This is a genomic window from Nonomuraea angiospora, assembly GCF_014873145.1.
Classification (GTDB): domain Bacteria; phylum Actinomycetota; class Actinomycetes; order Streptosporangiales; family Streptosporangiaceae; genus Nonomuraea; species Nonomuraea angiospora.
Map to the genome: position 1 here is coordinate 7964884 of NZ_JADBEK010000001.1, position 25920 is coordinate 7990803.

The 25920-nt window shown below is 70.3% G+C and carries 26 protein-coding genes and 1 riboswitch; of the genes, 17 read left to right on the top strand and 9 right to left on the bottom strand.

Annotated features, from left to right (window positions below; translation table 11 throughout):
• The first annotated feature begins 145 nt into the window (after positions 1–145).
• Positions 146–1438, top strand: coding sequence for an LCP family protein (locus tag H4W80_RS36375; RefSeq protein ID WP_318787225.1), 1293 nt, complete (start codon positions 146–148; stop codon positions 1436–1438).
• 6 nt (positions 1439–1444) lie between these two features.
• Here H4W80_RS36375 and H4W80_RS36380 read toward each other — a convergent pair whose 3' ends face one another.
• Positions 1445–2101, bottom strand: coding sequence for a GOLPH3/VPS74 family protein (locus tag H4W80_RS36380; protein WP_192789204.1), 657 nt, complete (start codon positions 2099–2101; stop codon positions 1445–1447).
• A 23-nt stretch (positions 2102–2124) separates the two neighbouring features.
• Here H4W80_RS36380 and H4W80_RS36385 point away from each other — a divergent pair, with 23 nt between their 5' ends.
• From H4W80_RS36385 to H4W80_RS36405, 5 genes are all read left to right on the top strand, one after another.
• Positions 2125–2730: a TenA family protein gene (locus H4W80_RS36385; protein WP_192789205.1), complete on the top strand. Its 606-nt coding sequence runs from the start codon at positions 2125–2127 to the stop codon at positions 2728–2730.
• A gap of 46 nt (positions 2731–2776) precedes the next feature.
• Positions 2777–3655 (top strand): Fpg/Nei family DNA glycosylase, encoded by an 879-nt coding sequence (locus H4W80_RS36390; RefSeq protein WP_192789206.1) that lies wholly within the window; start codon positions 2777–2779, stop codon positions 3653–3655.
• Positions 3656–3660: 5 nt separating this feature from the next.
• Positions 3661–4071 carry a winged helix-turn-helix transcriptional regulator gene (locus H4W80_RS36395; protein ID WP_192789207.1) on the top strand — a complete coding sequence of 137 codons (411 nt, stop codon included), beginning with the start codon at positions 3661–3663 and terminating at the stop codon, positions 4069–4071.
• Positions 4068–4391, top strand: coding sequence for a rhodanese-like domain-containing protein (locus H4W80_RS36400; RefSeq protein ID WP_185069715.1), 324 nt, complete (start codon positions 4068–4070; stop codon positions 4389–4391). The genes H4W80_RS36395 and H4W80_RS36400 overlap by 4 nt, the downstream gene beginning before the upstream one ends.
• 54 nt (positions 4392–4445) lie before the next feature.
• A riboswitch (TPP riboswitch) is annotated at positions 4446–4561 on the top strand.
• On the top strand, positions 4552–5883 hold the full coding sequence (locus tag H4W80_RS36405; RefSeq protein ID WP_192789208.1) for a purine-cytosine permease family protein: 1332 nt from the start codon (positions 4552–4554) through the stop codon (positions 5881–5883). (Overlaps the previous riboswitch by 10 nt.)
• Here H4W80_RS36405 and H4W80_RS36410 read toward each other — a convergent pair.
• Entirely contained in the window at positions 5852–6421 is a 570-nt protein-coding gene (locus tag H4W80_RS36410; protein WP_192789209.1) for a methylated-DNA--[protein]-cysteine S-methyltransferase, read from the bottom strand. The genes H4W80_RS36405 and H4W80_RS36410 overlap by 32 nt on opposite strands.
• A gap of 94 nt (positions 6422–6515) precedes the next feature.
• Between H4W80_RS36410 and H4W80_RS36415 the strand changes: the two genes are divergently transcribed.
• Complete coding sequence (locus H4W80_RS36415) at positions 6516–8366, top strand: PAS domain-containing sensor histidine kinase (protein WP_318787226.1); 1851 nt, start codon at positions 6516–6518, stop codon at positions 8364–8366.
• A 281-nt stretch (positions 8367–8647) separates the two neighbouring features.
• The gene (locus H4W80_RS36420; protein WP_318787227.1) at positions 8648–9079 is read left to right on the top strand and encodes an ATP-binding protein; all 432 of its coding nucleotides are present in this window, start codon (positions 8648–8650) and stop codon (positions 9077–9079) included.
• Here the strand turns inward: H4W80_RS36420 and H4W80_RS36425 are convergent.
• The 3 genes from H4W80_RS36425 to H4W80_RS36435 all read right to left on the bottom strand — a co-directional run bounded on the left by H4W80_RS36425 (position 9063) and on the right by H4W80_RS36435 (position 10153).
• Positions 9063–9704 (bottom strand): YidC/Oxa1 family membrane protein insertase, encoded by a 642-nt coding sequence (locus tag H4W80_RS36425; protein ID WP_192789212.1) that lies wholly within the window; start codon positions 9702–9704, stop codon positions 9063–9065. The genes H4W80_RS36420 and H4W80_RS36425 overlap by 17 nt on opposite strands.
• 78 nt (positions 9705–9782) lie before the next feature.
• On the bottom strand, positions 9783–9983 hold the full coding sequence (locus tag H4W80_RS36430; RefSeq protein WP_192794451.1) for a DUF6412 domain-containing protein: 201 nt from the start codon (positions 9981–9983) through the stop codon (positions 9783–9785).
• Positions 9980–10153, bottom strand: a complete 174-nt coding sequence (locus H4W80_RS36435; RefSeq protein WP_185079462.1) for a hypothetical protein — start codon at positions 10151–10153, stop codon at positions 9980–9982. Before H4W80_RS36435 ends, H4W80_RS36430 begins: the two co-directional genes overlap by 4 nt.
• 94 nt (positions 10154–10247) lie before the next feature.
• On the opposite strand from H4W80_RS36435, the gene H4W80_RS36440 reads away from it, so the two are divergent.
• Together H4W80_RS36440 and H4W80_RS36445 are read left to right on the top strand one after the other, a co-directional pair.
• Complete coding sequence (locus H4W80_RS36440) at positions 10248–10946, top strand: response regulator transcription factor (protein WP_192789213.1); 699 nt, start codon at positions 10248–10250, stop codon at positions 10944–10946.
• Entirely contained in the window at positions 10946–12049 is a 1104-nt protein-coding gene (locus H4W80_RS36445) for a sensor histidine kinase (RefSeq protein WP_192789214.1), read from the top strand. The genes H4W80_RS36440 and H4W80_RS36445 overlap by 1 nt, the downstream gene beginning before the upstream one ends.
• Positions 12050–12090: 41 nt before the next feature.
• Here the strand turns inward: H4W80_RS36445 and H4W80_RS36450 are convergent, their stop codons facing one another.
• Entirely contained in the window at positions 12091–12501 is a 411-nt protein-coding gene (locus tag H4W80_RS36450; protein ID WP_192789215.1) for a hypothetical protein, read from the bottom strand.
• A gap of 187 nt (positions 12502–12688) precedes the next feature.
• Here H4W80_RS36450 and H4W80_RS36455 point away from each other — a divergent pair, with 187 nt between their 5' ends.
• The 3 genes from H4W80_RS36455 to mptB all read left to right on the top strand — a co-directional run bounded on the left by H4W80_RS36455 (position 12689) and on the right by mptB (position 16553).
• Complete coding sequence (locus tag H4W80_RS36455; RefSeq protein ID WP_192789216.1) at positions 12689–13036, top strand: STAS domain-containing protein; 348 nt, start codon at positions 12689–12691, stop codon at positions 13034–13036.
• Positions 13037–13796: 760 nt separating this feature from the next.
• A complete protein-coding gene (locus tag H4W80_RS36460; protein WP_192789217.1) occupies positions 13797–14531 on the top strand; it encodes a glycosyltransferase family 2 protein in 735 nt (244 codons plus the stop codon).
• 156 nt (positions 14532–14687) lie between these two features.
• Entirely contained in the window at positions 14688–16553 is a 1866-nt protein-coding gene (mptB, locus tag H4W80_RS36465) for a polyprenol phosphomannose-dependent alpha 1,6 mannosyltransferase MptB (RefSeq protein ID WP_318787228.1), read from the top strand.
• Between the two features lie 35 nt (positions 16554–16588).
• Here the strand turns inward: mptB and H4W80_RS61510 are convergent, their stop codons facing one another.
• Complete coding sequence (locus H4W80_RS61510; protein WP_318787229.1) at positions 16589–18916, bottom strand: hypothetical protein; 2328 nt, start codon at positions 18914–18916, stop codon at positions 16589–16591.
• Positions 18917–20038: 1122 nt separating this feature from the next.
• On the opposite strand from H4W80_RS61510, the gene H4W80_RS36475 reads away from it, so the two are divergent.
• The 4 genes from H4W80_RS36475 to serS all read left to right on the top strand — a co-directional run bounded on the left by H4W80_RS36475 (position 20039) and on the right by serS (position 24157).
• On the top strand, positions 20039–21229 hold the full coding sequence (locus H4W80_RS36475; RefSeq protein ID WP_318787230.1) for a glycosyltransferase 87 family protein: 1191 nt from the start codon (positions 20039–20041) through the stop codon (positions 21227–21229).
• Positions 21230–21251: 22 nt separating this feature from the next.
• Positions 21252–21671, top strand: a complete 420-nt coding sequence (locus H4W80_RS36480) for a DUF4446 family protein (protein ID WP_318787231.1) — start codon at positions 21252–21254, stop codon at positions 21669–21671.
• Between the two features lie 147 nt (positions 21672–21818).
• Entirely contained in the window at positions 21819–22739 is a 921-nt protein-coding gene (gene pheA / locus H4W80_RS36485; RefSeq protein WP_192789218.1) for a prephenate dehydratase, read from the top strand.
• Positions 22740–22894: 155 nt separating this feature from the next.
• The gene (serS, locus tag H4W80_RS36490; RefSeq protein ID WP_192789219.1) at positions 22895–24157 is read left to right on the top strand and encodes a serine--tRNA ligase; all 1263 of its coding nucleotides are present in this window, start codon (positions 22895–22897) and stop codon (positions 24155–24157) included.
• On the opposite strand, the gene H4W80_RS36495 is transcribed toward serS, so the two are convergent.
• Positions 24121–25476: a hypothetical protein gene (locus H4W80_RS36495; protein WP_192789220.1), complete on the bottom strand. Its 1356-nt coding sequence runs from the start codon at positions 25474–25476 to the stop codon at positions 24121–24123. The two genes, serS and H4W80_RS36495, sit on opposite strands and share 37 nt — an antisense overlap.
• 140 nt (positions 25477–25616) lie before the next feature.
• Complete coding sequence (locus H4W80_RS36500; protein ID WP_093173019.1) at positions 25617–25820, bottom strand: cold-shock protein; 204 nt, start codon at positions 25818–25820, stop codon at positions 25617–25619.
• Positions 25821–25920: the final 100 nt, after the last annotated feature.

The following is a 25920-nucleotide window of genomic DNA, read 5'->3' on the forward strand; positions in this document are numbered from 1 at the left end:
GTAACGATGCTGGTGGCATCTATGTTTCCGGCGGTGACTCTTCCCTGGTTCCGCGTACTTTTCCATAGGAAAACCTTGGCCGAGTGTCTTCACTGGTGGGGGGTTCGACGTAGCGTTTATGACAAATCGAAGGGAAGAAGGCGAAGTGTCTGAGGACGACCGGACGCGGGCCATGCGCTCGCCAGGCGACGGCCGCCCGCTGCCGCCGAGGCCGGGTGACGGCCTGCGCGCCGGGGGCGCGCCGGGCCACCAGGTCCCGTCCGCGCCCGCCGGGGGGGCGGGCGCGCCCACGCACAAGCTGCCTGTGGCCCCGCAGTACCCCGAGCCGGGGTCAGGCGCCGCCTCTCCCGGCTCCGCCCCGCCTGAGCCGCCCCAGGGCCGTTCGCGCGTGTACGGCCGGGCGCGCTCCGGCAGCAGCCCGATGGAGCCGCTGCGGTCGAGGCGCGGTCCCTCGGACCCCTCGAAGCCCCGCAGGCGGGTCTCCGGCAAGACGATCCTGAAGATCGTCGCCGGGCTCCTGGTCGTGCTGCTGGTGGCGGGCGTGGGCATGTTCTTCTGGATCAACTCCAGGATCGCCGGCATCGACGGCGTGCTCGACGAATACACGGGCCGTCCCGCCGACACCCCCGGCACCAACTGGCTGCTCGTCGGCTCCGACAGCCGCAAGGGCCTGTCGGCCGCCGAGCGCAAGAAGCTCGCCACGGGCCGGGCGACCGGCGGCAACCGTACGGACTCGATGATGCTGCTGCACATCCCCGAGGGCAGCGACAAGCCGACGCTGGTCAGCCTGCCGCGCGACCTGGCCGTCGACATCCCGGGCAAGGGGCGCAACAAGCTCAACGCCGCCTACAACGGCGGGCCGCAGCTGCTGGTCCGCACCGTGGAGTCGGTCACGGGCGTGCACGTCGACCACTACATGGAGATCGGGTTCGCCGGGTTCGTCGGGATCGTGGACGCCATCGGAGGGGTCGAGATCAACGTACGGGCCGCCGTGGACGACCCGAAGGCCGGGCTCAAGCTGAAGAAGGGCACGCAGGTGCTCAACGGCGCCCAGGCCCTGGGTTACGTACGGACCAGAAAGGGCGGCGCGCTGCCCGACTTCGAGCGGACCAAGCGGCAGCGGCAGTTCCTGGGCGCGGTCGTGAAGAAGGCGGCCAGCCCCGGCGTGCTGATCAACCCGTTCACGTCGATCCCGCTGGCGATGAGCGCCACCGACGCGGTCTCGGTCGACGGCGGCACGGGCGCCTTCGACCTGCTGTCGCTGGGGCTGGCGATGGGCGACAGCCCCGTGACGACGGTGGTCCCCTTCGGCGGCACCGAGCGGCTGGCGGACGGCGGCGACGCGATCAAGTCGGACCGGCCCAAGGCGCTGGCCCTCTTCAACGCCCTGAAGGCGGACAAGGCGGTGCCGAAGGACGTCATCGACACCGGCAACTAGCGCGGCTCACCCGGTCGTGGTGGTCGTCGCGGCGACGGTCGCCGCGGTGATCGTCGTGATCATGACCGCGTTGATGGCGGCGATGGTCTGGGCGACCGCGTCGGCCGTCCAGGCACCTTCCGCGATCTCCTTGACGCGCTTCCTGCTCGCCTCGGGGAAGGCCTTGCGGTCGAGCTTGGCCGCGTGCGCGATGGCGATCAGGACGGCCGTGCGGGCGTCGGGGTCGGCGCCCGCCAGCGCGCCGGCCACCCGGTCCCTGACCGCGGCCTCCACGTCGGGGCTGGCCTCGGGCCAGCGCGTCGTGGGGAAGACGCCCAGCACCTTGCCGCGCTGCTCGGTCAGCACGCCCGACTCCGCCAGCCTGGTGAGCAGGCGCCTGCGCAGCTTGGCCGACTGCAGCCGCTGGACCCACCAGGCGGGCTTGCGCTCCTTGCCCTCCTCGGCGATGCGGGCCAGCGTGGCGTCCAGCTCGGAGTCGCCGAGGGGGGACGGGTCCGTGACCGTCACCTTCTTGTCCGACAGCTCCAGCCGGCCGTTGACGGCCAGCTCGGCGAGGAGCGCGCCGGCGAGGGCCGGGTCGAGCTGGGTGCCGGCGACGAGCGGCGTGCCCTTCTCGTCGTGGAGGGCGAGCAGGAGCAGCTCTTCGGCGATCGTCACAGTCATGCTTCGACACTAACCTCCCAGCCATGACTATCTCGGAGAAGTTGCACGCGGTCGGCCGCCCGCTGCTGCGGGCGCAGCTCGAGCATCCGACCGTGGCCGGCATCGCGCGTGGCGACCTGCCCGAGCCGGTGTTCAGGTCGTGGCTGGAGCAGGACTACCTGTTCCTGCTCGACTACGTACGGGTGTTCGCGCGGCTGGCCTGGCAGGCGCCCGACGGGCATCTGGGTGACCTGGTGGACCTGGCGCACACCACGTACCACGACGAGTTGAGGCTGCACAGGTCGTTGTCGGCGGAGTTCGGCGCCGATCTGGAGGGGGCGGTGAAGGGGCCGGCGTGCGTGACGTACACGGCGTTCCTGCTGGAGTCGGCGGCGTCGTACGGGGAGGGGTTGGCGGCGCTTTATCCGTGTATGTGGGGATATTCGAGTCTCGGACAGATATTGGCGGAAAATTCGCCTGCTGAGTCGAGATATCGGGCGTGGGTGGACACGTACGCGGATCCGGCGTTCGCGGCGCTCACCGCGCGGATCGCGCAGATGATCGACGAGGCCGCGCCGGACCCGGCGCGGGCCGAGGAGCTGTTCGCCGAGGGGATGGCGCACGAGCTGGCCTTCTGGAGCGTGCCGTAGCCGTCCACAGGCTGTGGACGGCCGGACGCGCACGTACCCTGGGGACATGCCGGAACTTCCCGAAGTGGAGTCGCTCACCCATTTCCTGCGCGAACGCGCCGTGGGCCGCACGGTCCTGGGTGTCGACGTGGTGGCCATCCAGGCGCTCAAGACGTTCGACCCGCCGGTGACCGCGCTCGGCGGGCTGACGATCACCGGCGTGGCGCGGCACGGCAAGTTCCTCGACCTCGACTGCGACGGCCTCCACCTGGTCATCCACCTGGCCCGGGCGGGGTGGCTGCGCTGGCGCGACGACCTGTCGGGCGCCAAGCCCGTACGTCCAGGCAAGGGTCCGCTCGCGGTACGGGTCCGGCTGGCGCCCGACGAGGAGGGCCTGGCGCCCGGGTTCGAGCTGACGGAGGCCGGCACGCAGAAGCGCCTGGCCGTCTACGTCACCAAGAACCCGGACGACGTCCCCGGCGTCGCCGCCCTCGGCCCCGACCCCCTCGACGAGTCCTTCACCGTCGACGCGCTCAAGCGCATCGTGGGCGGCAACCGCACCCAGATCAAGGGGCTGCTGCGCGACCAGAAGATCATCGCCGGCATCGGGAACGCGTACTCGGACGAGGTGCTGCACGCGGCCAGGATGTCCCCGTTCAAGATCGCGGCCACGCTGACGGACGCGCAGATCGCCGACCTGCACGAGGCCATCGTGACCACGCTGGCGGAGGCGGTGGAGCGGGCGCAGGGGCTGGCGGCCAAGGACCTCAAGGCGGAGAAGAAGTCGGGACTGCGGGTCCACAACCGGGCCGGGCAGCCGTGCGACGTCTGCGGCGACACGATCCGCGAGGTGTCGTTCGCGGACTCCTCGCTGCAGTACTGCCCCACCTGCCAGACCGGCGGCAAGCCCCTCGCCGACCGCCGGCTGTCCCGCCTTCTCAAATGAGCGAGATGGAAGAAGGCACTGTGGAACCGCTCGACGACTACGACGTGCGCCAGTGGGACACGCGCGAGGACTGCGAGGTGCGCCAGATCCTCGACCGCATCGCCGACAAGTGGTCGCTGCTCGTGATCGCCCTGCTCGACTGCCAGAGCCTGCGCTTCACCCAGCTCCGCCGCGAGATCGACGGCGTCAGCCAGCGCATGCTCAGCGTGACCCTGCGCCAGCTGGAGCGCGACGGCCTGGTCAGCCGCACCGTCCATCCCGTCGTGCCGCCCAGGGTGGACTACGCGCTCACACCGCTCGGCCGCACGCTGCACGAGACCATCAAGTCGCTGGTCACCTGGACGGAGACGCACCAGGAGGAGATCGCCGCGGCGCGTGCGGCCTACGACGCCAGGCGCGAGATGATGGAGTCATGACCGTTCCTGAGATCGAGGCCAGTGCCGTTCCGGCAGACGCTTACCTGCTCGACGTCCGTGAGCAGGACGAATGGGTCGCGGGGCACGCCCCTGAGGCCGTGCACATCCCCATGACGCAGATTCAGGGGCGGGTGGACGAGGTGCCCGGCGACCGCACGGTCTACGTCGTCTGCCGGGTGGGCGGCCGGTCCCTGCAGGTCGCGGCCTGGCTCAACCAGCTCGGGCGCGACGCCGTCAACGTCGGCGGCGGCATGCAGTCGTGGGAGTTCGCGCGCCGCCCGATGGTCAGCGAGACCGGGCAGCAGCCTTTCGTGGCGTAGAAAGACCCCCTGTGGCGGTTTCGCCGCCACTGAGGCATGATGAGGGCGCCAACTGCAGATCGTCGCGGGAGCTCGGGGTGTGCCGGGCTGAGAGGGCAGTCATAGATCCGCTGCCGACCGCCTGAACCTGTCCGGGTAATGCCGGCGTAGGGAGTGTGCGATGACGCATGTCGTCGACGAAGTTCCGCTGACTCTCGAAGGCAGGCCGCCGAAGACCCTGGGCGTGCTCGATCAGGGTGCGCTCTGGGCGAACCTCGGAGTCAGCCTCCTCGGCTTCTCCGGCGCGCTGCTCCTGCTCAACCCCGTGCCAGGCGCTCCGCTCAGCCTGACCGCCGCGCTCCTCGCGACCGTGGTCGGCAGCCTGATCGGCACCGCCATGGTGGGCCTGTCCGCCGTCCCCGGCACCCAGACGGGGCAGCCCGCGATGGTGCTGCTGCGGGGCCTGTTCGGGGCGCGGATCTCGTACGTCCCCACGGTCCTGAACATCGTCCAGATGCTCGGCTGGGCCGCGTTCGAGCTGTGGGTGATCGCCAAGGCGGCCAGCGCCATCTTCGGCGCCGTGCCGTACCAGGTGTGGGTGATCGCGGCGGGGGTGCTGACCACCGCGCTCACGATCTGGCCGCTCGGGTCCGTCAGGCTGCTGCGGCGGTACGTCACCATCGGCGTGATCGTGTCGATGGTCTGGTTCGCCTGGTTCTTCCTGACCAGGGCGCCCGCGCAGACCGGCGGGTCCTGGACGGCGTTCGCCCCGGCGGTGGACTACGTGATCGCGCTGTCGGTGTCGTGGGTGCCGATGGCGGCCGACTTCGCCCGGCACTCCAGGTCGAGCAGGGCCGCGTTCACCGGTGTGGTCGGCGGCTACACGCTGGCCCAGGTCGCCTGCCTGGGCCTGGGCGTGTTCGCGGTGGCCGTGGCCGGGGCCGACAAGGTGGCGGCCGACGGGACGTCGGTGTTCGGCGCGTTCGTGGCGGTGCCGCTGGGCGCGCTGTTCTTCGCGATCCTGGTGCTGCGGGAGACCGACCAGTCGTTCGCCAACGTCTACTCCACCACGGTCTCGCTGCAGAACCTGATGCCGCGGGTCGACCGGCGCCTGTTCTCCGTCGCCATCGGCGTGCTGAGCGTCACGATCGCCCTGGTCGTGGACGTCAACTCGTACGGGGCGTTCCTGGGGGTGATCGGGGCGGTGTTCGTGCCGATGTTCGCGGTGCTGGCCGTGGACTACTTCGTGCTCGGCGGCTCGCGGAGCTGGAACACCGCGGAGAACGCGCCCTCGCGCTGGTCGCGGCTGGTGCCGTGGGCCCTCGGCTTCGTGGCGTACTGGCTGACGACCTCCACGCCCACGGTCGGGCCGTGGGACGGCTTCTGGCAGCAGGTCCGCGACGCCATCGGCTTCACCCGGCAGCCGTGGATGAACGGGGCGCTCGGCGCGGCCGTCGTGGCCGTGCTGGTCACCCTGCTGATCAGCTGGTCGACGCGCGCTTTTCGACGTTGAGCAGGTGCTGCTTGGCGGCCGCGCCGCCCGCGTAGTCGCCGAGCGCGCCGTCCTCGCGCACCACGCGGTGGCACGGCACGATCACGCACACGGGGTTGGAGGCCAGCGCGTTGCCGATCGCCCGCAGCGCGCGGGGCCTGCCGATGCTCGCGCCGATCTCCTCCAGCGTCGTGGTGGTGCCGTACTGGACCGCTATCGTCTTCTGCAGCACCGTGCGGGCGAAGGATGTCGCCAGCGTCAGGTCGACGGGCGTGGCGAACGCGCGCAGGCGGCCCGAGAAGTAGGCGTCCAGCTCCCTGCGCACCGGGTCGAGCCGGCGCGGATCCGGCCCGATGAAGCTGCCCACGTGCCTGGTGACCAGCTCGTACACCGCGTTTTCCGGCTCGAAGCTGCACGCCGCGATGCCCTTGCCGGTGACCGCGAGCACCAGCCTTCCGACGGCCCCGTCATAGGTGCCGAACGCGATGTCAGGATGTGTCTCACCTCGATAGGTGCTGGAGGTCACGCGCAACAGGGCATCGAGATCGCCGCTCGACATGCCACCAGCCTCCCTGCCGCCGAGAATCACCGTGACCGCAGCGTATCGGACGGATCGCCCGACGCACTCACCACGCCACGTGCACTATGGAGGAGTGGGGGACGAATGGGCCGGTAGTGACGACGAGATAGCTCGCGCTGCCCTCGCCGGTTCGCCCAACGCCGTCGTGGTCGTCGACCGTGATCAGAGCGTACTGGTCTGGAACGAGGCGGCCGAGCGGCTGTTCGGGTGGACGGCGGAGGAGATGCTCGGGCGCCGGGCGCCGATCGTGCCGGGCGAGCTGACCGCCGAGCACAACGCCGTGCTCGAACGCGTGCGCACCGGCGGCCAGGTCTCGGTCCGCACCAAGCGCTTACGCGACGACGGGACCGTGCTCGACGTGCGCGTCGACATCAGCGCGCTGCGGCTGGGCAGCTCCGTGGCCGGGTACGTCTGCGTGCACCACCTCGCGCGGGCCGACCAGGTGGCCAAGGACCGCATGGCGCGCCGGGCCAGGCTGGTGCGCCGGCTCACCGACGTGGTCGGCGACATCAACTCCGAGCTGGAGCTGTCGGCCGTGCTCGACCGGATCTCGGCCAGCCTCACGGAGCTCACAGGGGCCGACGCGGGCGGGTTCGTGCTGATCGAGGGCGAGCGGTTACGGCTGGTCAGCACGTACCAGCTGCCGGAGGCCATCAGGGGCACCACCACGGACCTGCGTACGAGCCTCGTCGACAAGCTCTTACGCACCGGCAAGACCGTCATGCTGGAGTCCAACGGGCTCGAGGACCTGGTCTGGGCCCGGCTGAAGGGGCTGCACACGATCGCGCTGGGCCTGGCCGCCGTCGGAGGGCGCCCGTACGGGGCCCTGTACGCGCTGTTCGCCCAGAGCACACCCGGGCACCTCGAACTGGAGCTGCTGGAGCTCCTGGCCGGCCACGCGGGCATCGCCGTCGGCAACGCGGTGGCCTACCAGGAGGCGGTCCGGCAGCGGGCGCACGAGCAGGCCGTCTTCGACGCCAGCGCCGACGGCATCGCCGTGCTCGACGGATCGGGGCGGGTCGTCCGGTGGAACCCGGCCGCCGCCGAGCTCACCGCGTTCCCGGCCGAGGCCGTCATCGGCGGGCCGCCGCCGTTCCCGCTGCCCAAGCCGGGCGAGAAGGTCACGTTCCAGATGGAGACCGGGCGGTGGCTGGACGTGGTGAGCGCGCGGATCGAGGAGACCGGCGAGGTGGTCATCGACTTCCGCGACGTCACCACGGCCAAGGAGCTCGAGGAGGCCAAGGACCTGTTCCTGGCCACGACCAGCCACGAGCTGCGTACGCCGATCACGATCGTGCGCGGGTTCGCCAGCACGCTCGACCGGCGCTGGGACAAGATGAGCGACCCGGAGCGCCGCTCGGCCGTGCACACGATCGCCGAGCGGGCCAGGTCGCTGGGCGAGCTCATGGACCACCTGCTGCTCGGGGCCAGGGCGGGGGCCGACGAGCTCAAGGTGCGGATCGAGGAGTTCGACCTGGCCGAGCGGATCGACGCGGCCACGCTCGGGCTGCCCGCGCTGTCGGACAAGCACCGGGTCGAGGTCGTCATCCAGGACGGGCTGCCGAACGTGCTGGGGGACGCCCTGGCCACGGACATCGTGCTGGGGCAGCTGCTGGAGAACGCGTTCAAGTACTCGCCCAAGGGCGGGCTGATCAGCGTGGAGGCCTGGCCCGAGGCCGGCAACGTCGTCGTGGTCGTGGACGATGAGGGGGTCGGTATCGCCCCGACTGACCGAGAGCGGATCTTTGAGAGGTTCGTCCAGGTGGACAGCGGCGACCGGAGACGGTTTGGTGGAGTGGGGCTCGGTCTCTACATAGTCCGCAGCCTCGCCAGGGCCCAAGGCGGAGACGTGAGCGCGCACCCGAGACCCGGAGGCGGCACACGAATGCGTCTCGAGCTGCGAGCGGCGGGTCTGAGCGAGTGAGCCGCCTCACGAAGTGAGGCCATGAGCTGCGAGGGAAGGCGGCGGGTCTGAGCGAGCGAGCCGCCTCACGAAGTGAGGCCATGAGCACGACCATCCGGGGGCTAGTTTCACTATCGGATCCGACACACCGAGGCGGTAACGAGGTGGTCACAGTTGAGCTGATCTATCGTCCAATGTGTACAAGCTGTGATCGAGATGCGGTTTCTGGGATCGAGTAACGGGGCATTTCGGTCGTACCGGGGAGTGTTCCCGCGGGGGGCACAGGGAACGGGGAGGTGGGTGTGTCAAGCGTGGTGCTGCTGCCGTACGCGCCGTCCAGCGTCGCCGTCGCCCGCCAGCGCCTGAGCACTGAGCTGCAGGACAGCGGGGTTTTTTCGACAGCGATCGACGACGCGGTGCTCGTGGTGAGCGAGCTGCTGAGCAACGCGCTGAGGCACGCGCATCCCCTTCCGTCGGGGATGGTGAGAGTTGCGTGGCTGCGCAGTGACGATCACATCGAAGTGGCGGTGAGCGACGGGGGCGCGGCGACCGAGCCGCGCGCGGGCCGCCCGACCCTGTCGTCGCTCGGGGGCCGGGGGCTCGGCATCGTGGAGTACGTGGCGGAGAGCTGGGGGGTCCGGCACGACGGCGACACGACCACGGTGTGGGCGATCCTGCCCGCTCCTCGCGCGTCGATGAACGGGCAGGTCACAGCCCTCAGAGAGGCCGGCTAGCCAGCACCGCCCGCTCGGTCGTGGCCCATGCCATGGACACGAGCAGATAGAGCCCGGCCGCGAGCGGCAGCACCAGCACGGCGAGCACGGAGCCGTACGGCATCCACGGCAGGAGCCGTTTCAACCAGTCCGGCTGGTCCTCGGAAATCGTGATGTTCCTGGCGGAGAACCATGCCACCACCACGACCAGCGCGATGACCAATACAAAGACCAAAAACGGCACACTTACCAGACCGAAATTGGCCATCACCCCGGCGACCTGCTGACCCAGCGGAGCGCCGAAAAGGGTGTGTCCGGCCAGCGCGGTCGGATGCGTGGCCACCCTGAACATCAGCCACATGAACGGAAGCTGCACCAGCATCGGCAGGAACCCCGCGAACGGCGAAGTGCCTTCCTTGGCGAAGAGCGCGGAGGTCTCCTTGGCCAGCCGCTCGGGGTTGCGCGCGTGGCGCTTCTGCAGCTCGCGCAGCTTGGGGGCGAGCCGCTGGCGGATCTTCATGGCTCGGGTCTGGCGGACGTTCAGGGGCAGCAGCAGGAGCCGTACGGCCAGGGTGAACAGCACGATGCCCAGCGCGGCACTGCCCCCGGACATGCTGATGACGAACGTGACAAGGGAATCGATCATGAGCCCTACCTGGAGTGAGATGAGGGAAAAGGGCTCACTCGTTCGAGGAGCCCCGCTTGACGAAGAAGCGGGGCATGCCTAAGGGGCTCGTGGACGCGAGCGACCGGCCGCGTCAGGGTCGCGCTGCCGCTGGAAGGCCGTGCGGCGCGCGTAACTCAGCGGAAAGCTCGGCGGCTCCCCACTGAGGATGGGCAGAATCGTCGCTGCCCACGTGGCCAGCAGCAGGATCGCCAGCATGGTGATCCCGACCAGCCACGGGTCGAACAGCAGGAACGTCAATGCGACCGGGAGGACTTGCCCACCACGGTGACCGCGACGAAGACGAGCAGAGCGATCACCCCGATGATCAGAGCGATCTTGACCAGGCCCACCAGCATCGGCAGCAGGAAATTGAACAGCACGAAGAGACCCAGCAGGGTCCCCAGCACGAGCATCACGACTCTACCCATGGAGCCACCGTACGTCCTCCGGCCATGATCCGCGAGGCTTACGAAGCAATGACGTGCCTGACGGTTACCTGCTCCGCGGTCGTACCGTGAAGTCGTGAACACGCGCATCCTGGTGGTCGATGATGACCCGACCGTGTCCGAGGTCGTCGCGCGCTATCTGGAGCGCGACGGTCACGAGGTCGAATGCGTCGGCGACGGGGTGGAGGCGCTGCGCAGGGCGCTGGCCCATCCGCCCGACCTCATGGTGCTGGACCTGATGCTGCCCAAGCTCGACGGGCTGCAGGTGTGCAGGAAGCTCAGGGAGCGCTGGCCCGTACCGGTGATCATGCTGACCGCGCTCGGCGAGGAGATCGACCGGGTGGTCGGGCTGGAGACGGGGGCCGACGACTACGTGACCAAGCCGTTCAGCCCGCGGGAGCTCGCGCTGCGCGTGCAGTCGGTGCTGCGGCGGGCGCGGGGGGCGTCCGTCACCGGCGGCACCGGGGTGCTGCGTGACGGGGACCTGGTGGTGGACGTGGGGGCGCACGAGGTCCGGCTGCGGGGGGACGAGGTGATGCTGACGGCGCGGGAGTTCGATCTGCTGGCGCACCTCATGCGCAATCCGCGGCAGGCCTTCAGCCGCTCCGCGCTGCTGAATCAGGTGTGGGGGTGGTCGTTCGGCGACTCCTCCACCGTGACCGTGCACGTCAGGCGGCTGCGGGAGAAGATCGAGCCGGATCCGACCGAGCCGCAGAGGATCGTCACGGTGTGGGGGGTCGGCTACCGGTATGAGCCGATGGAGGGTGGTTCCTGATGCCGCGGCCCGGTGACCTGCCCATGGTCCTGGCGGTGGCGGCCGGGCTCGGGCTCGTGGTCGCGCTGCTGGGCATCGGGGTGATGTGGCGGCTGCGCACCAGGTCCATCGGGGTGATGATGGCCGTCGTCGTGGTGGTCGCCGTGACGGCCACGCTGGCGGGGGTCGTGGCGATCATCATGAAGATGATCATCGAGGGTCCCGTCAAGGACTTCGTGCTGAGCGTGGTGGCCGTGGGCGGGCTGGTGGGGCTCGGGGTGGCGTTCGTGCTGGCCAGACGGGTGGTCTCGGAGAGCCGGCGGCTGGTGGACGCCGTGCGCGCCGTGCCGTTCACCGCGCCCCTGGGGCTGCCGGCCGAGCTCCAGACCATCGCGAACACCCTGGAGGAGGCGTACGCGCGGGAACGGGCCCTCGAAGGGGCGCGGCGGGAGCTCGTCGCCTGGGTGAGCCACGATCTTCGTACGCCGCTGGCCGGGATGCGGGCCATGGTCGAGGCGCTGGAGGACGGGGTGGTGTCCGATCCGCTGACGGTCGCGCGCTACCACGCCCAGATCAAGCTGGAGGTGGAACGGCTCTCGGGGATGGTGGACGACCTGTTCGAGCTGTCGCGGATCCACGCGGGGGCGCTGCGGCTGTCGCGTTCGCGCATCGGGCTGGCCGATCTCGTGGCCGACACCGTCGCCGGGGCCGAGCCGCTGGCCAGGGCCAAGGGGGTGGTCCTGACGGCCGAGGCGCCGGCGTCCCTGCCGGTGGAGGGCGACGCGGGGGCGCTGGGGCGGGCCCTGCGGAACCTCGTGGTCAACGCCATCCGGCACACGCCGTCGGACCGGACGGTGGTGCTGCGGGCCGGGGTGGACGCGGAGGGGATGGCTTGTCTGTCGGTCGCGGACTGTTGCGGGGGGATTCCTGAGGAGGACCTGCCGCGGGTGTTCGAGGTCGCTTTCCGGGGGGAGGCCGCTCGTACCCCTACGGCCGACGGTGGGGCGGGGCTGGGGCTCGCCATCGCGCAAGGGATCGTGGAGGCGCACGACGGGGTGATCGGGGTGGTCAACGACGGGCCGGGGTGCCGGTTCGAGATCCGGCTCCCCCTGGTCGCCGGCTGACCGCCCCGGGCACTCGTTCCTGACCTGGGTCTTCGGAGCCCTCAGGCGTTCTCCGGGAGCTCCGGCTCCGCCGTATCCCTGGAGGTGCCGAACGACTCCGACATCGCTCGAAATGTCGGGCAGGGCCAGCGCCACATGCAGCTCCGGCACCGCAGGATCGGATGCGCCGCGTCGCTGGTGATGCCTCCCGCGTCCCGCGGCTGATGGAGTTCGAGCAACCTCAGCCCCAGCTCCAAGAACCTGAGCAGATCAGCCCGGGCACCGCCCAGGAAGTCGAGGTCCTCGATCGCGAGCCGGGTGCGGATGGGGACGTAGCCTTCGCGGTTGACCAGGCTGCGGAGGCGCTCTGCTTCGTCATGCCATGAGGTGGCCTTCTCCGTACGGATGAGGATGTTCTCCAGGCGCTCTCGGAGCCCTTGACGCTGAGGGTCTTCAGGTTTTTCTGCTTTCATCGTCGCGGGACCCGTCTGTCGTGCCCCAGCCCCTCCTTCGCCGTGAAGTCGTGCCGTGTCCGGTGTCACGCTGTCAAGCTTCGCGTACTCTCCGTTTCCATGGAGCCCAAACGGAGGACAAAAACCGGTGGTTGCCCTATCGGCGTGACAACGTGACCGGAAGCCTCCGCGCCGCTAGCCTGCCCATGTGGAGCTCAAGGTCTCGACTCGATCACATGCCGGGTGCGCACTCGTTGCCATCACCGGAGAAATCGACCTCTATACGGCGCCTCACCTGCAGTCCGAGTTCACTCGGCTGCTGCAGGAAGGACCCAGCCGAGTGGTCATCGACATGTCCGCCGTGGATTTCTGCGACTCCACGGGGATGAACGTCCTGCTGTCTGCGCTCAAGCGGATGAAGGAGCAGGGAGGCGCGCTCGACGTGGCCGCCCCGCGTCCTGCGGTCCGCAAGATTCTGCAGGTCACCGGGCTCGACTCGGTGTTCACCGTGTACGACGAGGTGCCGCAGGAGTTCCTCATATCCGAGGGCTCATGACGGGATCCGTGTGCGGATCCGAGGACGTACAGAGCGGGGTCGCCTCGACCCCGGCCGCAGGGGCGGCGCGCTGGACGGCGGCGCCGCTGCTCGCGCATGCAGCACACCGGACACCTGCGGCGCGCTCTGAGGACGCCTCGCCCAGGACTCCGGCGACGCGACCTGGGGACACGCCGCGCAGGAGCACAGCACCGCTTCCTGGGGGCGCGTCGCCGTCGCGCGGGACATTAGCACCGCGACCTGCGAAGACATCCTGCGTGACAGCGGCGTTCTGGCCCGCACCTGGGACATACAGGACAGCAGCGCCGCGGCCTGCGCATGGGCCGCGCAGGACAGTAGCGCCGCGCCCCGCCCATGGGACCCGCAGGACAGTAGCGCCGCGGCCCGCCCATGGGACCCGCAGGACGGCAGTGCCTCAGCCTGCGCATGGGACGTCAAGCGCGGCAGCGCTCCCGCCTCTGCACGCGGCCCTGCATGGGGCCCTGCATGGGGCCCTGCACGGGGTCGTGAACGCGGCCCTGCGCGAGGCGGTGAATGCCGCCAGATGTGGCGCGTCGCAGCCGCCTCACAACGTGCTGTGCTGCCGCCGCCGTACCGACCGTGGCCGGAACGTCGGCTACGGTGGCAATGACGGCCCGAGTCGGGTCGCGAGTCACGGCCTGGGTCGAGTCGCCGGGCGCGGCCCGGACGTCGTCCTCGGCCTCGGCCCCGGCGCTCGGCTGAGGAGAAACGGAAGCGTCGTGTGCGGAGGTGGCGCTCGGTGAGCAGCAGCGGCGACACAGCGGTCATCATCCCGGCCGCCAACGAAGCCGATCGCATCGCGGCCACCGTCAAGGCCGCCGCGGCCCTGCCCGGCGTGGACCTGGTCGTGGTCGTGGACGACGGTTCGAGGGACCAGACCGGCAGAGTGGCCCGTGCGGCCGGCGCCAAGGTGGTGCGCCACAGCCGCAACAGAGGCAAGGCCGCCGCGATGGAGACCGGCGCGGAGGCCGTCCGTCTCCTCGACGAGGACGCCGCCCCCCGCCACCTGCTCTTCCTCGACGCCGACCTGGGCGAGACGGCTCACGCCGCCGCACCCCTCATCGAGCCCGTACGGGCGGGCAAGGCCGACATGACCATCGCGGTCTTCACGACCAGGGTGAAGCTGGGCGGCCACGGCCTGGTCGTACGCCTGTCGAAGGAAGGCATCCGCCGGGCCACCGGCTTCGAGCCCGCCCAGCCGCTCAACGGCCAGCGCTGCCTCACCAGAGCCGCTTTCGAGGCGGCCCGTCCGCTGGCGCACGGGTTCGGGGTGGAGACGGCGCTGACGATCGACCTGCTCCACAAGGGGTACCGGATCGTGGAGGTCGAGGTCGACATGGCCCACCGCGCCACGGGGACGGACTGGCGAGCCCAGCTCCATCGAGCGATCCAGCTCAGGGACGTGGCCCTTGCGCTAGCCACGCGAGAGCCGCTAATCGCCCAAAACCTCAACAAAATCCGCCCCAATCACTGACCATCTCCACACCTGGTGACGACCACAAGGCCCTTTTCCCTTCTCGGACCAGGGCGGTGGCCTTCCCCTCCACAGGCAACCACGGCCTGATCCCGGTTATCCACAGGAGGGTCCCGTCCGGCCGAAGCCCCCTCGCGAGTGTGCTGGAATTTGCCGGTGACTTCGGAGAAGCGGCACGAAAAGGCACGGGGCCGGCTCGCAGGGCCGGCCACGGCGGCGATCGGCGCCTCGATCCTGCTGACGATCGTCATCGGCCTTCTCGGCCCATCCCCGATGGTGCCCGCGCTGACCGGCCCGAGCTGGCAGCCGCCGTACTCTCTGGACGTTCACCCCAACCCCTACCTGGTGATCGCCTTGGCCGCCGGCGCGATCATCCTGGGCGGCCTCGGCCTCCTGACCGCCCTCACCCTGACCCGCTCCCCAAAGCTCCCCGAGCATGGGGCACTGTCGAGCAGGCTGTGGACGCCGCCTAACGCCCGCCTCATCGTCCTCATCGGCTGCACAGCCGCCGCAATCCTGGCATTCCTCCCGCCGTCCGGCTCCGGCGACCACCTCAACTACGCCGCCTACGGCCGCATGGTGACACTGGGCCTCAGCCCGTACACCCATGGCGCGGTGGACCTGCCGGGCGACCCCATCGCGGACGCGGTCGAGGAGCCCTGGCGCGAGGAGCCGAGCGTGTACGGCCCGGTGGCCACGGCCGTGCAAGCGGTGGCGAGCTGGATCGGCGGCGACTCCCTCCGCCTGACGATATTCGTGCTGGCCCTGTTCAACGCCGCCGCGTTCATAGCGACGGGCCTGCTCATCGACCGTTTCACCAGAGACGACCCGGCCAGGCGCCTGCGCGCCGCGCTCCTGTGGACGGCCAACCCCCTCCTGCTCTACCAGCTGGTGGCAGGAATGCACGTGGACACCCTCGCCATCGCCTGCATGGTCGCCGCCCTCCTGGCCAGGAGCCGTCCCACAGGGTCCGGCGTCCTGCTCGGGCTGGGCGTGGCGATCAAGGTCAATGCCGGCCTCGTGGCCCTCGGCCCCGCCTGGGAGCTACGACGCCGCCCCGCCCGCCTGGCCCTCATGGCGGCCTGCGCACTCGCCGTGGTGGTCATCGGGTACGCGATCGTCGGCCCGGAAGCGATCGCCCCGATGACGCGCACCAGCAAGTCGATCTCCCACGCCTCGTTCTGGAAGCTCGTCCAGGGCTGGCTCCAGTCCATCGTGGGCACAGGCAGCGCCTACCGAGGAGAGATCCAGATCGGCTCACTCCTGGTGCTCGCACTCCTCGCCTGGTCCCTGCTCCGCCTGGCCTCCCGCTCCCGCCGACCAGGCCTCCCTCCGAGCAGCGAGGCAGCCCCCCTCCCACCGAACGGGCCCGGCCACCACACGTCCCCCACAACGAGCCACCAGGCGGCGAGCGAGCCGGGCAACGCCACATCGAGCGCAGTGACCCACCCACCGACAATCGGACCAGGAAAGTCCGTCTCAAGCGGAGCGAGCCACCATACGCCGGGCCGGATGGGTGACGTCCCACCAGGCGCACCGAGTGACGACCCACGAAGCGGACCTGGTAACGACGCAGACAGTGGGGGGCGTAACGACGCAGACAGTGCGACGAGCAACGGCGCAGGTCGCTGGTCGAACCGCTGGACGGCACCGCACGCCAACGGCGGGCTTGAGGCACCGGTCGTGGCGGCCGGCCTGATGGTCGCCTACGTATTCGCCACGCCGTACATCCTCCCCTGGTACGACGGACTGGCCCTCGGATTGCTGGCGCTGGTGGCGGCCTCCACAGTGGACAGGTTCGTGGTCGCCCACCTGCTGGTCCTGTCGTTGGCCTACCTCCCGGCCAGAGTGGAGGGGCAGCCGGAGGATCTCGACTGGCTCAGGGAGGTGGTCCGGCCTCAACTCGCGTGGCTGCTGCTAGCCCTGACGGCGGCATTGGCCCTGTGGGCATGGCGAGCTGCCAGACTCGAACGCCTCCCGCCGGCGGCGGCTCCGGCTCGGGCGCGGCGCGTCCCAGGGTGAGCGCTCATCGTGGGCGTCGGCGTTCGGCTCAGCCCTCAGTCCGTAGGAACGGTGGTGAGTTGAAGGGCGCGGACGCAGGCGGCCAGGGTCAGCGGCACGGCCACCGTCAGGGCCATGGCGGGGATGGCGATGCCGGAGTCGTTCATGAGGAAGCCGACGAAGGCACACGTGAGGGCGCCGAACAGGCCGGCGCGCAGGGTGGGGGCCAGACGGTAGGCCTGGCCGAGAGCGGAGGCGCCCCATCGCGAGGGCCGGTCGAGTATCAGGAACAGGAAGGCCAGTGCGACCAGCGAGAGGAGGGTCAGTGACCAGTTTCCGACGGTTACGCCGATCATGGCACTGAACTTGCGCCCGACGACGGTCCACGCCTGGCCGTCGATGATCTGCTGAACGAAGTTGCCCAGGTGGGTGCGCTGGGATTCGGGGCGCAGCCAGTCGAACACCGACAGGGCCCCCACGAGCGCGATCCCCACGACCCCGACGAGCAGGAGCCTCAACAGCGATACGCGTTTGCCGGAGAGCAGGATGAGGAAGACCGCCATGCCGATCACGAACGCCGGCACACCGCCGAAGTCAGCTCCCCACGAAGGCCATCCGTCCGCGAAGACCGCGAGCCCCCCGTAAAGGGCGCACGCCGCCACGACCACGACCCTGGACACCCCCCGGCTGAGCAGCCACTGGGCCACGCCTGCGAGTCCGAGGATGGTGCCTGTGGCGTAGACGGCGAAGGCGATGTTGCTGAAGCCGTAGAAGCGACCCCCGGTCACGGGCTCGTAGCCCGTCACTGCGTTCACCTGGAGCTTGGAACCGGTCATGACGTCGATGAGGAGCGCGAGGGAGGTGACGGCGGCGACCACGGTGAGCGGGCCCAGCACGTGCGCCCGCCACGGACCGGCGAAGGCCAGAGCGGTGATCAACCCGGCGATGGCCACGATCGTCACGATCACCGACAGCATCGGTACGGGCAGGGTCCACCAGGGCACCAGCTGGGCCAGGAACGTGGAGATGGGGATGGCCCCGCTGATCACCGCGACGATCTGAACGGATCTGAGGAGCTTGGAGGTGCTCGCGAAATCGCCGCCCGGAGTGCCGAGTGCGGAGGTGCCTTCCTGCGTGGTGGACGAGCGCCCGATGGGAGACCGCTCGCTGGACGGGTGTTCGGCGGACGGCGGTTCCGTGGGCGGGAGGTTGGTGGCAGGGGGTTGCGTGGATGGATGGTCGGCGATCGAGGGGCCGGTGATTGAGGAGTCGCTGGGCGAGGACTCGGCGGCTGGGAGGTTGGTGGCGGGGGGTTCGGTGGACGGGAAGCTGGTGGAGGGAGGCGTGGTGCCGGGAGGAGCGGAGGAAGCGGTGTCTCGGCGGCGGCGGAGGGCCAGGGCGGCGAAGGCGTAGAAGAGGAGCTGGACCGTCACGAGGACGGCGAAGAACGGGCCGCGTACTTCTCGGAGCACCTGGCTGGCCAGGTCGCCGTCCGCCAGTTCCGCCACCGTTTCGGCCGGTGTGGCGGCGGTTGGGCCGTTGGGTTGCCAGGGGCGGCCGACTACCTGGCGTGGGGCGGGGAGGCCCAGGAGTTGGATGGCGGTGGCGGTGAGGTCGGTGATGGTGACCAGGGCGTCCTGGCGGGTGGAGGTGGCCGTGAGGTAGCCGTGGTCGTACGGCCGGCCGCTCGGTGACGGGCCCTTGGCGATCGCCACGTGGAGGTGGGCGAGCGGGGACACGTCCGAAATGCCGGCGACGAGGGTGGTGGTGTTGGGGGGCAGCTTGGCGATCAGGGCGCCGATCTGCTGGTCCGCCTTGGTCACGGCCGCCTGGCGGGCTGCGGCCGGGAGCGGGGTGGGGACGCCGTACTCGTCCAGCGGCTGCGCGGTCCAGGCGGTTGCCAGGTCGGCGGCGTCCATGATGATCAGGTTGTACGGGGTCAGGTCGCCGGCGGCGTCAAGGGAGGGAGCGTATTTGGCGATATTTCCTGACTTGTCGGCTCCGGCGAGTGCGGCGCCTGGGCCAATGGCGGCGACCTTGCCTCCGTTGTCCGTAACCAGCTGGCCCAGCGTGCCGAGCTGGGCGTCGAACCCGGTTTCGGACTGGTACGCGGTCAGGGCGGGCCAGTTCGGGATCTTGGCTGCTTCCCCGGTGAGTTGGGGGGTGGGGGGTTGGAGGCAGCCCTTGCCTGCCGTACCGGCTCGCTGGCCTGCTGAGACGGTCAGCCAGCCCGCTGTGGGGCAGGTGATGCCGCGGTCCGGGGGTGGCACGGCTCGCGTGGACAGGGAGGCGGAGGCGCCCTGGCTGAGGAGAGACCACAGGTTGGGGGTCCGGGATGGGTTGAGGTCGCTCCATTCGAGGCCGGGCACACCGATGAGGGCCACGTGGGCTTGATCGAGGCCTTGGGCGAACTGCTGGTGCTGCCGTGCAACGGTGGCGGATGAGTCCTCGGCTGCTGTTGCTGGGGTTGCTGCTCGGGCCGGCGTGCCGGGGGATGTCGTGGCGGCGGAGGCAGGGGATGGGGTAAGGCATAGGCCGGTTGCGGTGGCCAGGCCCAGCGCCAGAGTGAGGGCGAGGGTGCGAAGAGTGCGGCGGCTCGCTTCGGCGGCGAGGGTAGGCGGAGTGCGCAGGCTTGCTTGGGTGGCGAGGGTGGGGGAAGTGCGGCGGCTCGCTTCGGTGGCGAGGGTGGAGGGAGTGCGGCGGCTCGCTTCGGTGGCGAGGGTGGGCGGAGTGCGGCGGCTCGCTTGGGTGGCGAGGGTGCCGAGAGTGCGCCGGCTCGCTTGCGTGGCGGGGGCGCGCTTGGGTGCTCCTGCCTTGGAGGTCGGCTGGAGCACAGAGCTGGCGGAGACGTGCGCGGGCGTGAGCCTGGCGGCGGCGTAGGCGGCTGAGGTGTGGTGCTTCGGCGTTAGCGCGCCGGGGTGCACGGTGGCTTGCGTGGCGACGCCATGCCGGGTGGCGTCCGTAGCTGCGTCGTAAGTGGCGGCGTGCCCGAAGGCGTCTGCGGCTGCGTGAGTGGCGGCGTGCCGGAAGGTGTCTGCGGTTGCGTGAGTGGCGGCGTGCCCGAAGGCGTCTGCGGCGTTCGTGGCGGTGTGCTGGGTCGCGTCAGCGGTTGGGTGATGGGCGGTGTCTGCGGCTGCGTGAGGGGTGGTGAGGGCGGCGATGCCATGCCCGGCGACGTCCGCGCCTGCGCTGTGAGCGGCGGCGTGCCCGAAGGCGTCTGCGGTTGCGTGAGTGGCAGCGTGCCGGAAGGCGTCTGCGGCGTTCGTGGCGGTGTGCTGGGTCGCGTCAGCGGTTGGGTGATGGGCGGGGTCGGCGGCGGCCTGGGTAGCGGCTCGCGCGGTGGTGTGCTGAGCGGCGGCAGGCGTGGGGGCCGGGGTGATCGTGGTGATCGGGGCGGGGGTGGGTTGTGCGGGGTGGGCGCCGTCCCGGGTGGGCGTGGCGTGTGGCATGTACGGACCCCCATTGTTTGCCCTCGATCAACAACAGCCACGGTAACGTGCCACATCGTGACAAGTGGCGAGGTGCGGGTGGTACGGCGGCAGTGGTGGGCGTGGGCGGTCGTGGTGCTCGTGGTCGCGGCGGCCGTGGCGCCCCTGGTGGTCGTGTGGCTCACCAATCCGGATGACCAGCGGCTGGTCGACCTGGACGTTTACCGTACCGGGGGGCAGATGCTGCTCGAGGGCCGGCCGGTGTACGACTATGTCACACCGGCTCCGCAGCTGTTGCCGTTCACGTATCCGCCTGTCGCGGCCATGCTGGCCGTGGCGCTGGCCGAGATGTCGTGGGGGACGGCCCAGTGGGTCTGGACGGCCGGGATATTCGCGGCGCTGGCCGTGACCGTGTGGCTGTCGTTCAGGCAGGCGCTCAGGAAGTACGTGCCCTGGGTGTTCGCGCTGCTCATGGTGGCCTGCACGTACCTGATGCCGATCAGGGACCAGGTGCGGTTCGGGCAGGTGGACATTCTGCTGGTCGCGTTGTGCCTGGCCGACTGCGTGGTCAAGCGGCCCTGGTGGCCGCGGGGGTTCCTGATCGGGCTGGCCACGGCCGTGAAGCTCACACCGGGCGTCTTCCTGATCCACCTGCTGGTCACGCGGCAGTGGCGGACGTTCTTCATGGCGGCGTTCACGACGGCGGTGCTCACGCTGCTGCCGTTCGCGGTGATCCCGCGGGACGCGTCGCAGTTCTGGTTCTCGGCGCTGCTCGATCCCGAGCGCCTCGGCTCGAACGCGGGCACCACCAACCAGTCGATCCGCGGCATGCTGATCCGGCTCTACCTGCCTGAGACGGCGACAACCGTGATCTGGGTGGTGATCGTGGCCGTGGTCGGGTGGTACGGGTTCCGCGGCGCGCGGGAGGCGTACCGGGCGAATGACCAGCTCACGGCGGTCGCCCTCGTCGGGCTCATGGCCGTGCTGCTCTCGCCCGTCGCCTGGATCCACCACCTCGCCTGGGTGGTCGTGGTGCTCGGCGCGATCGTGGGCGACGGGCGCGACCCGGTCAGGCTGCGGGTGGCGGCGGGCGTGTGGCTCTATTACGTGCTGCCGATCCCCTGGTGGGGCGTCTCGTTGAAGGCGGCCGACATCCCGGGGGTCAGCCTGGTGCTCGGGAAGATCGTTCAGAACGGGTTCGGGCTCGGGGCGCTGGTCCTCGTGTGGTTGTTGGTGTCCTGGTTGCCGAAACGGCGTCAGATCGCATGACCTAGCCATTACTGTCTGTGCCGTGCTCGTTACCACATGGGTCATCGTGGGCGTCGTCGCCGGGGTCAGCGGCGTATTCCTCGGGTATCTCTCGCTCCGGCAGGCCAGAGCGGCGGTGGAGGACTGCCAGCGGATGCTCGCCCGGCAGACCGGCGAGGGCATGGGCGATCTCAAGGCCATCAGGGACGTGGCCGTCTGCCGGTACGACGCGCTCTCCGAGATGACCGGGCGGCTGTCGTTCTCGGTGGCGATGATCAACGGGCTGGGCGACGGCATCGTGCTGACCTCGATCAACGGGCGTAGCGAGACCCGTACGTACGTGCGGCCGGTGGTGGGCGGGAAGGGGCGGGAGCCGCTGTCGCCCGAAGAGGAGGAGGCGGTGCGGGCGGCCAGGTTGGGGCTCGGGCCGATGATCCTGTCCCGGGCGTCCGGCCCGTTGTAGGCGGACAGCGGAGGGGGCTGTTGTCGGCGGGTACGTCGCGGGGTGAGGACGGCATGGTGCTGCTGGGCCGGTCGGGGCCGATTTAGGCGGGCATGTCACTGGGTGAAAGGGGCGCGGGGGGCGTCCACCTGCGGATACTCTGGGTGCATGCCCAGACTCGCCTATCTCGGACCGGAAGGCACCTTCACCGAAGAGGCCCTGCGGCTCCTCGACCCCACGGCCGAGCGCCTGCCCTGCGCCAACGTGCCCGCCGCGCTCAACGCCGCTCGCAGCGGCGAGGCCGACGGCGCCGTCGTGCCGCTGGAGAACTCCATCGAGGGCGCGATCACCACGACGCTCGACGAGTTCGCGTGGGGCGAGCCGTTGCTGATCACGGCCGAGCTGCTGCTGCCGGTGCAGTTCTCGCTGCTGGCCCGGCCCGGCACCGAGATCCCCCACATCAAGCGGGTCTACACGCATCCCGCGGCCATCACCCAGTGCCGCGCCTTCATCACGCGCGAGGTGCCCGACGCCGTCGTGGTGGCCGCGCCGTCGACCGCGGCGGCGGCCCAGGAGGTCTCGCTGCCCGGCTCGCCGTACGACGCCGCCATCGCCGCCCGCATCGCCGGCGAGCACTACGGGCTGGTGGAGCTGGCCACGGACATCGGCGACAGGTCCGACACCGTGACAAGGTTCGTGCGGGTGGCCCGGCCCGGGCCGCTGCCCGAGCCGACCGGGTCCGACCGCACCACGCTGGTCGTCTTCCTCGCCGACGACCACCCGGGCGCGCTGCTGGAGATGCTGACGGAGTTCTCCGTACGCGGGGTCAACCTGACGCGCATCGAGTCGCGGCCGACCGGTGACGGCATCGGGCGCTACTTCTTCCACTTCGACTTCGAGGGGCACGTGGCCGACGCCCGGGTCGGGGAGGCCCTCGCCGGGCTCCACCGCATCTGCGGCGAGGTGCGTTTCCTGGGCAGCTACCCGCGTGCCGACGGCATCGCGCCGCAGATCAAGCGGGGCACGTCGGATTCCGAGTTCGCCGAGGCGGGGGGCTGGCTCGCCCGGGTCCGGGCGGGTCAGGTCTGAGGCGGGCGACCGTCCGGGCCAGGTGATTGAGCGCGGGCCGGGCTGAGGCGGCGGCGGGCGAGTTGGTGACCGAGTGCAGGTCGGGATCGATCGAGTCCGCGTGTACGCGGTAATACGGGGGCGGGCTGCTGCCCAGCGCCGGTAGCCTTTGGCTTGTGATTGACCTGCGTACCCTTCGTGAGGATCCCGACCGGCTACGGGCGTCGCAGCGTGCCCGCGGTGAGGACGACTCCGTCGTCGACACGCTGCTCGACCTGGACGAGCGCCGCCGATCCGCGCTGACCTCGTTCGAGTCTCTGCGCGCCGAGCAGAAGAGCATGGGCAAGTCGGTCTCCAAGGCGCAGGGCGAGGAGAAGGCCGCGCTGCTCCAGCGGGCCAAGGACCTCGCGAGCCAGGTCAAGGCCGCCGAGGCCGAGGCGGAGAAGCTGACGGGCGAGCTCGACGAGCTCGTCCAGGCGGTGCCCAACATCGTCGAGGAGGGCGCGCCCGAGGGTGGTGAGGACGACTACGTGGTCCTCGAGACCCATGGCGAGCCGCGCCAGTTCGACTTCGAGCCCAAGGACCATCTGGAGCTCGGCGAGGCGCTCGGCGCCATCGACATGGAGCGGGGCGCCAAGGTGTCCGGCTCGCGGTTCTTCTTCCTCAAGGGCGTCGGCGCCCGCCTGCAGCTCGGCCTGCTCAACATGGCCATGCAGCAGGCCATCGAGGCCGGGTTCACCCCGATGATCACGCCGGTGCTCGTCAAGCCGGAGACCATGCAGGGCACCGGCTTCCACGTGGCCCACGACAAGGAGATCTACCGCCTCCCCGAGGACGACCTCTACCTCGTCGGCACCTCCGAGGTCTCGCTGGCCGGCTACCACGCCCAGGAGATCCTCGACGGCGGCGACCTGCCGCTGCGCTACGCGGGCTGGTCGTCGTGCTTCCGCCGCGAAGCCGGCTCGTACGGCAAGGACACCAGGGGCATCATCCGCGTCCACCAGTTCGACAAGGTCGAGATGTTCTCGTACGTGCGCCCTGAGGACGCCCACGAGGAGCACCTGCGCCTGCTCGGCTGGGAGAAGGAGATGATGGCCAAGATCGAGGTGCCGTACCGGATCATCGACACGGCGGCGGGAGACCTCGGCATGTCGGCGGCCCGCAAGTTCGACTGCGAGGCGTGGATCCCGACCCAGGGCCGCTACCGCGAGCTGACCTCGACCTCCAACTGCACGGAGTTCCAGGCCCGGCGGCTCGCCGTCCGCTACCGCGACAAGGACGGCAAGCCGCAGCACCTGGCCACGCTCAACGGCACGCTCGCCACGACCCGCTGGATCGTGGCGATCCTGGAGAACCACCAGCAGGCCGACGGCTCCGTGGTGGTTCCCAAGGCGCTGCGGCCCTACGTGGGCCTTGACGTGCTGGAGCCGTCCAAGTAGGCGCGGCGGGCGTCGTACCTGATGAGGACGGCGCCCCCGAGCACGGCCAGGCCGGTCAGCAGCACGGCCAGGGCGACGGCGACCCAGTACGGGCCCGGCGTGCCCACCGACCAGCCGTAGAAGGGCGTGTAGACGGTCACGTACACGAGCGGGGCCGCCAGCACCCCGACGGCCGCGGGGGTGGGCCGGGCCCGGCCCGCCACCGCCAGCACGAGGCACACCACCGTGCCCACCACGGTCGCGAGCACGCCCAACAGGCTCAGTAGAGCCGTCTCCATGCTCACGCCGACGGCGAGCGGGGCGGGGCTGTTGAGCGCGGTGAAGAGGCCGAGGCCGGCGGCCGCGGCGAAGCCGATGTACGCGCGCTGGTAGCGCTGCAACCCCGCTGCGGCGCCGCCGAACAGCATGCACACCGCCAGGAAGATCGCCACATTGCTCTCCGGCGACAGGTCGACCTCGCTGAACTCCGGCGAGCCGGGCCAGCCGACGCGCCGCCACTCGCCGGACATGTCGCGGACCACGATCCCGTCCAGGCCGTTCGCGACGACCACGACGTGCCCGCCGGGACGGGGCTGCACGGCCAGCGCCATCGAATGCTGCCTGGCCCAGGACGGGTACCGCCGGGCGAGCCGCTCGCGGTCGTCCGCGGTGAGCGCCCACGACGGGCCCCAGGTCTTGCCGCCGTCGTCGGACTGCTCGACGGCGATCCGGTCGGGCATCACCCGATAGCACCGCGTCGCCTGCATGGGGACGCAGGCGGCGCTCTGCAACGGCCTGCTCGCGTCCCGCGAGCCGTCGTCATCCGACCAGGTGACCCCGCCGTCGTCGGAGACCTGGTCGATGCCGTCCCCGATGTGGACGACGATCGAGCCCCCGTCCACCTCGACGGAGTCGGCGCTGGGCATGGGCGCGGCCGACGTGGCCGTCACCGCCAGTACGGCCAGCGGCATCGTGACGATCACGCGCCAGCGCGCGGAGTACGACTCCAGGCTGCGGCGGCGTACCCACCAGGCCAGGGCGAGCGCGGGCAGGGCGAGGAGGTCCGTGGGATCGGCCAGGACGCGCGATGGGCCCGCCACGAGGGTCCAGACATGGGAAGCGAGCTCAGCGCCCGTCTCCGTGGTTTTCACGAGCGTGAAGAGCACCCCGGTCAGCACGGTGGCCGCCAGATCGGCCCGCCGCCAGAAGAGCAGGGCCACCAGCGCGGGGGCGACGAGCAGCCCCGCGACGTCGCTGAGCTTGCCCGTGACCGGTCCGGGCCAGGTCTGTTTGAGCAGGTGGTCGTTGATGAAGAGCACGAACACCCCGGCAACGGTCACGGGGTGACATAACCAGGCGTACCTCATGTAGGGGTGGATGGCCGCGAAGCCCAGAAGGTTCGCGGCCGTGACCAACCCGGAACAAGCAAAAGACCGAGGCCCGCTGGAAGCGAACCCCGGCCTGTCTCGCTGCTACAAGGTCAGATGGCGCGGACCTGGGAGGCCTGCGGCCCCTTCTGGCCCTGCGTGATCTCGAACTCGACCCGCTGACCGTCTTCAAGGCTGCGGTAGCCACTGCCTTGAATCTCGGAGAAGTGCACGAACACGTCCGGCGCACCGCCGTCCGGGGCGATGAAGCCGAAGCCCTTCTCGGCGTTGAACCACTTGACGGTTCCCTGAGCCATAAAAGCTCTCCCTCAGGATGTGAATCTATGGGACCCACACCTCGTGGGTCCCGGTGTGTCGTACAGCAAGCACCCGGGGTGGCTCAGACAAAGTCATGCT

Coding starts and splice junctions, on each gene's coding strand:
- H4W80_RS36450 (WP_192789215.1), bottom strand. CDS start 12,501: ATGAAAGCAGAAAAACCTGAAGACCCTCAGCGTCAAGGGCTCCGAGAG.
- H4W80_RS36400 (WP_185069715.1), top strand. CDS start 4,068: ATGACCGTTCCTGAGATCGAGGCCAGTGCCGTTCCGGCAGACGCTTAC.
- H4W80_RS36390 (WP_192789206.1), top strand. CDS start 2,777: ATGCCGGAACTTCCCGAAGTGGAGTCGCTCACCCATTTCCTGCGCGAA.
- H4W80_RS36385 (WP_192789205.1), top strand. CDS start 2,125: ATGACTATCTCGGAGAAGTTGCACGCGGTCGGCCGCCCGCTGCTGCGG.
- H4W80_RS36395 (WP_192789207.1), top strand. CDS start 3,661: ATGGAAGAAGGCACTGTGGAACCGCTCGACGACTACGACGTGCGCCAG.
- H4W80_RS36425 (WP_192789212.1), bottom strand. CDS start 9,704: ATGATCGATTCCCTTGTCACGTTCGTCATCAGCATGTCCGGGGGCAGT.
- H4W80_RS36435 (WP_185079462.1), bottom strand. CDS start 10,153: ATGGGTAGAGTCGTGATGCTCGTGCTGGGGACCCTGCTGGGTCTCTTC.
- H4W80_RS36405 (WP_192789208.1), top strand. CDS start 4,552: ATGACGCATGTCGTCGACGAAGTTCCGCTGACTCTCGAAGGCAGGCCG.
- H4W80_RS36410 (WP_192789209.1), bottom strand. CDS start 6,421: ATGTCGAGCGGCGATCTCGATGCCCTGTTGCGCGTGACCTCCAGCACC.
- H4W80_RS36380 (WP_192789204.1), bottom strand. CDS start 2,101: ATGACTGTGACGATCGCCGAAGAGCTGCTCCTGCTCGCCCTCCACGAC.
- H4W80_RS36445 (WP_192789214.1), top strand. CDS start 10,946: ATGCCGCGGCCCGGTGACCTGCCCATGGTCCTGGCGGTGGCGGCCGGG.
- pheA (WP_192789218.1), top strand. CDS start 21,819: ATGCCCAGACTCGCCTATCTCGGACCGGAAGGCACCTTCACCGAAGAG.
- H4W80_RS36500 (WP_093173019.1), bottom strand. CDS start 25,820: ATGGCTCAGGGAACCGTCAAGTGGTTCAACGCCGAGAAGGGCTTCGGC.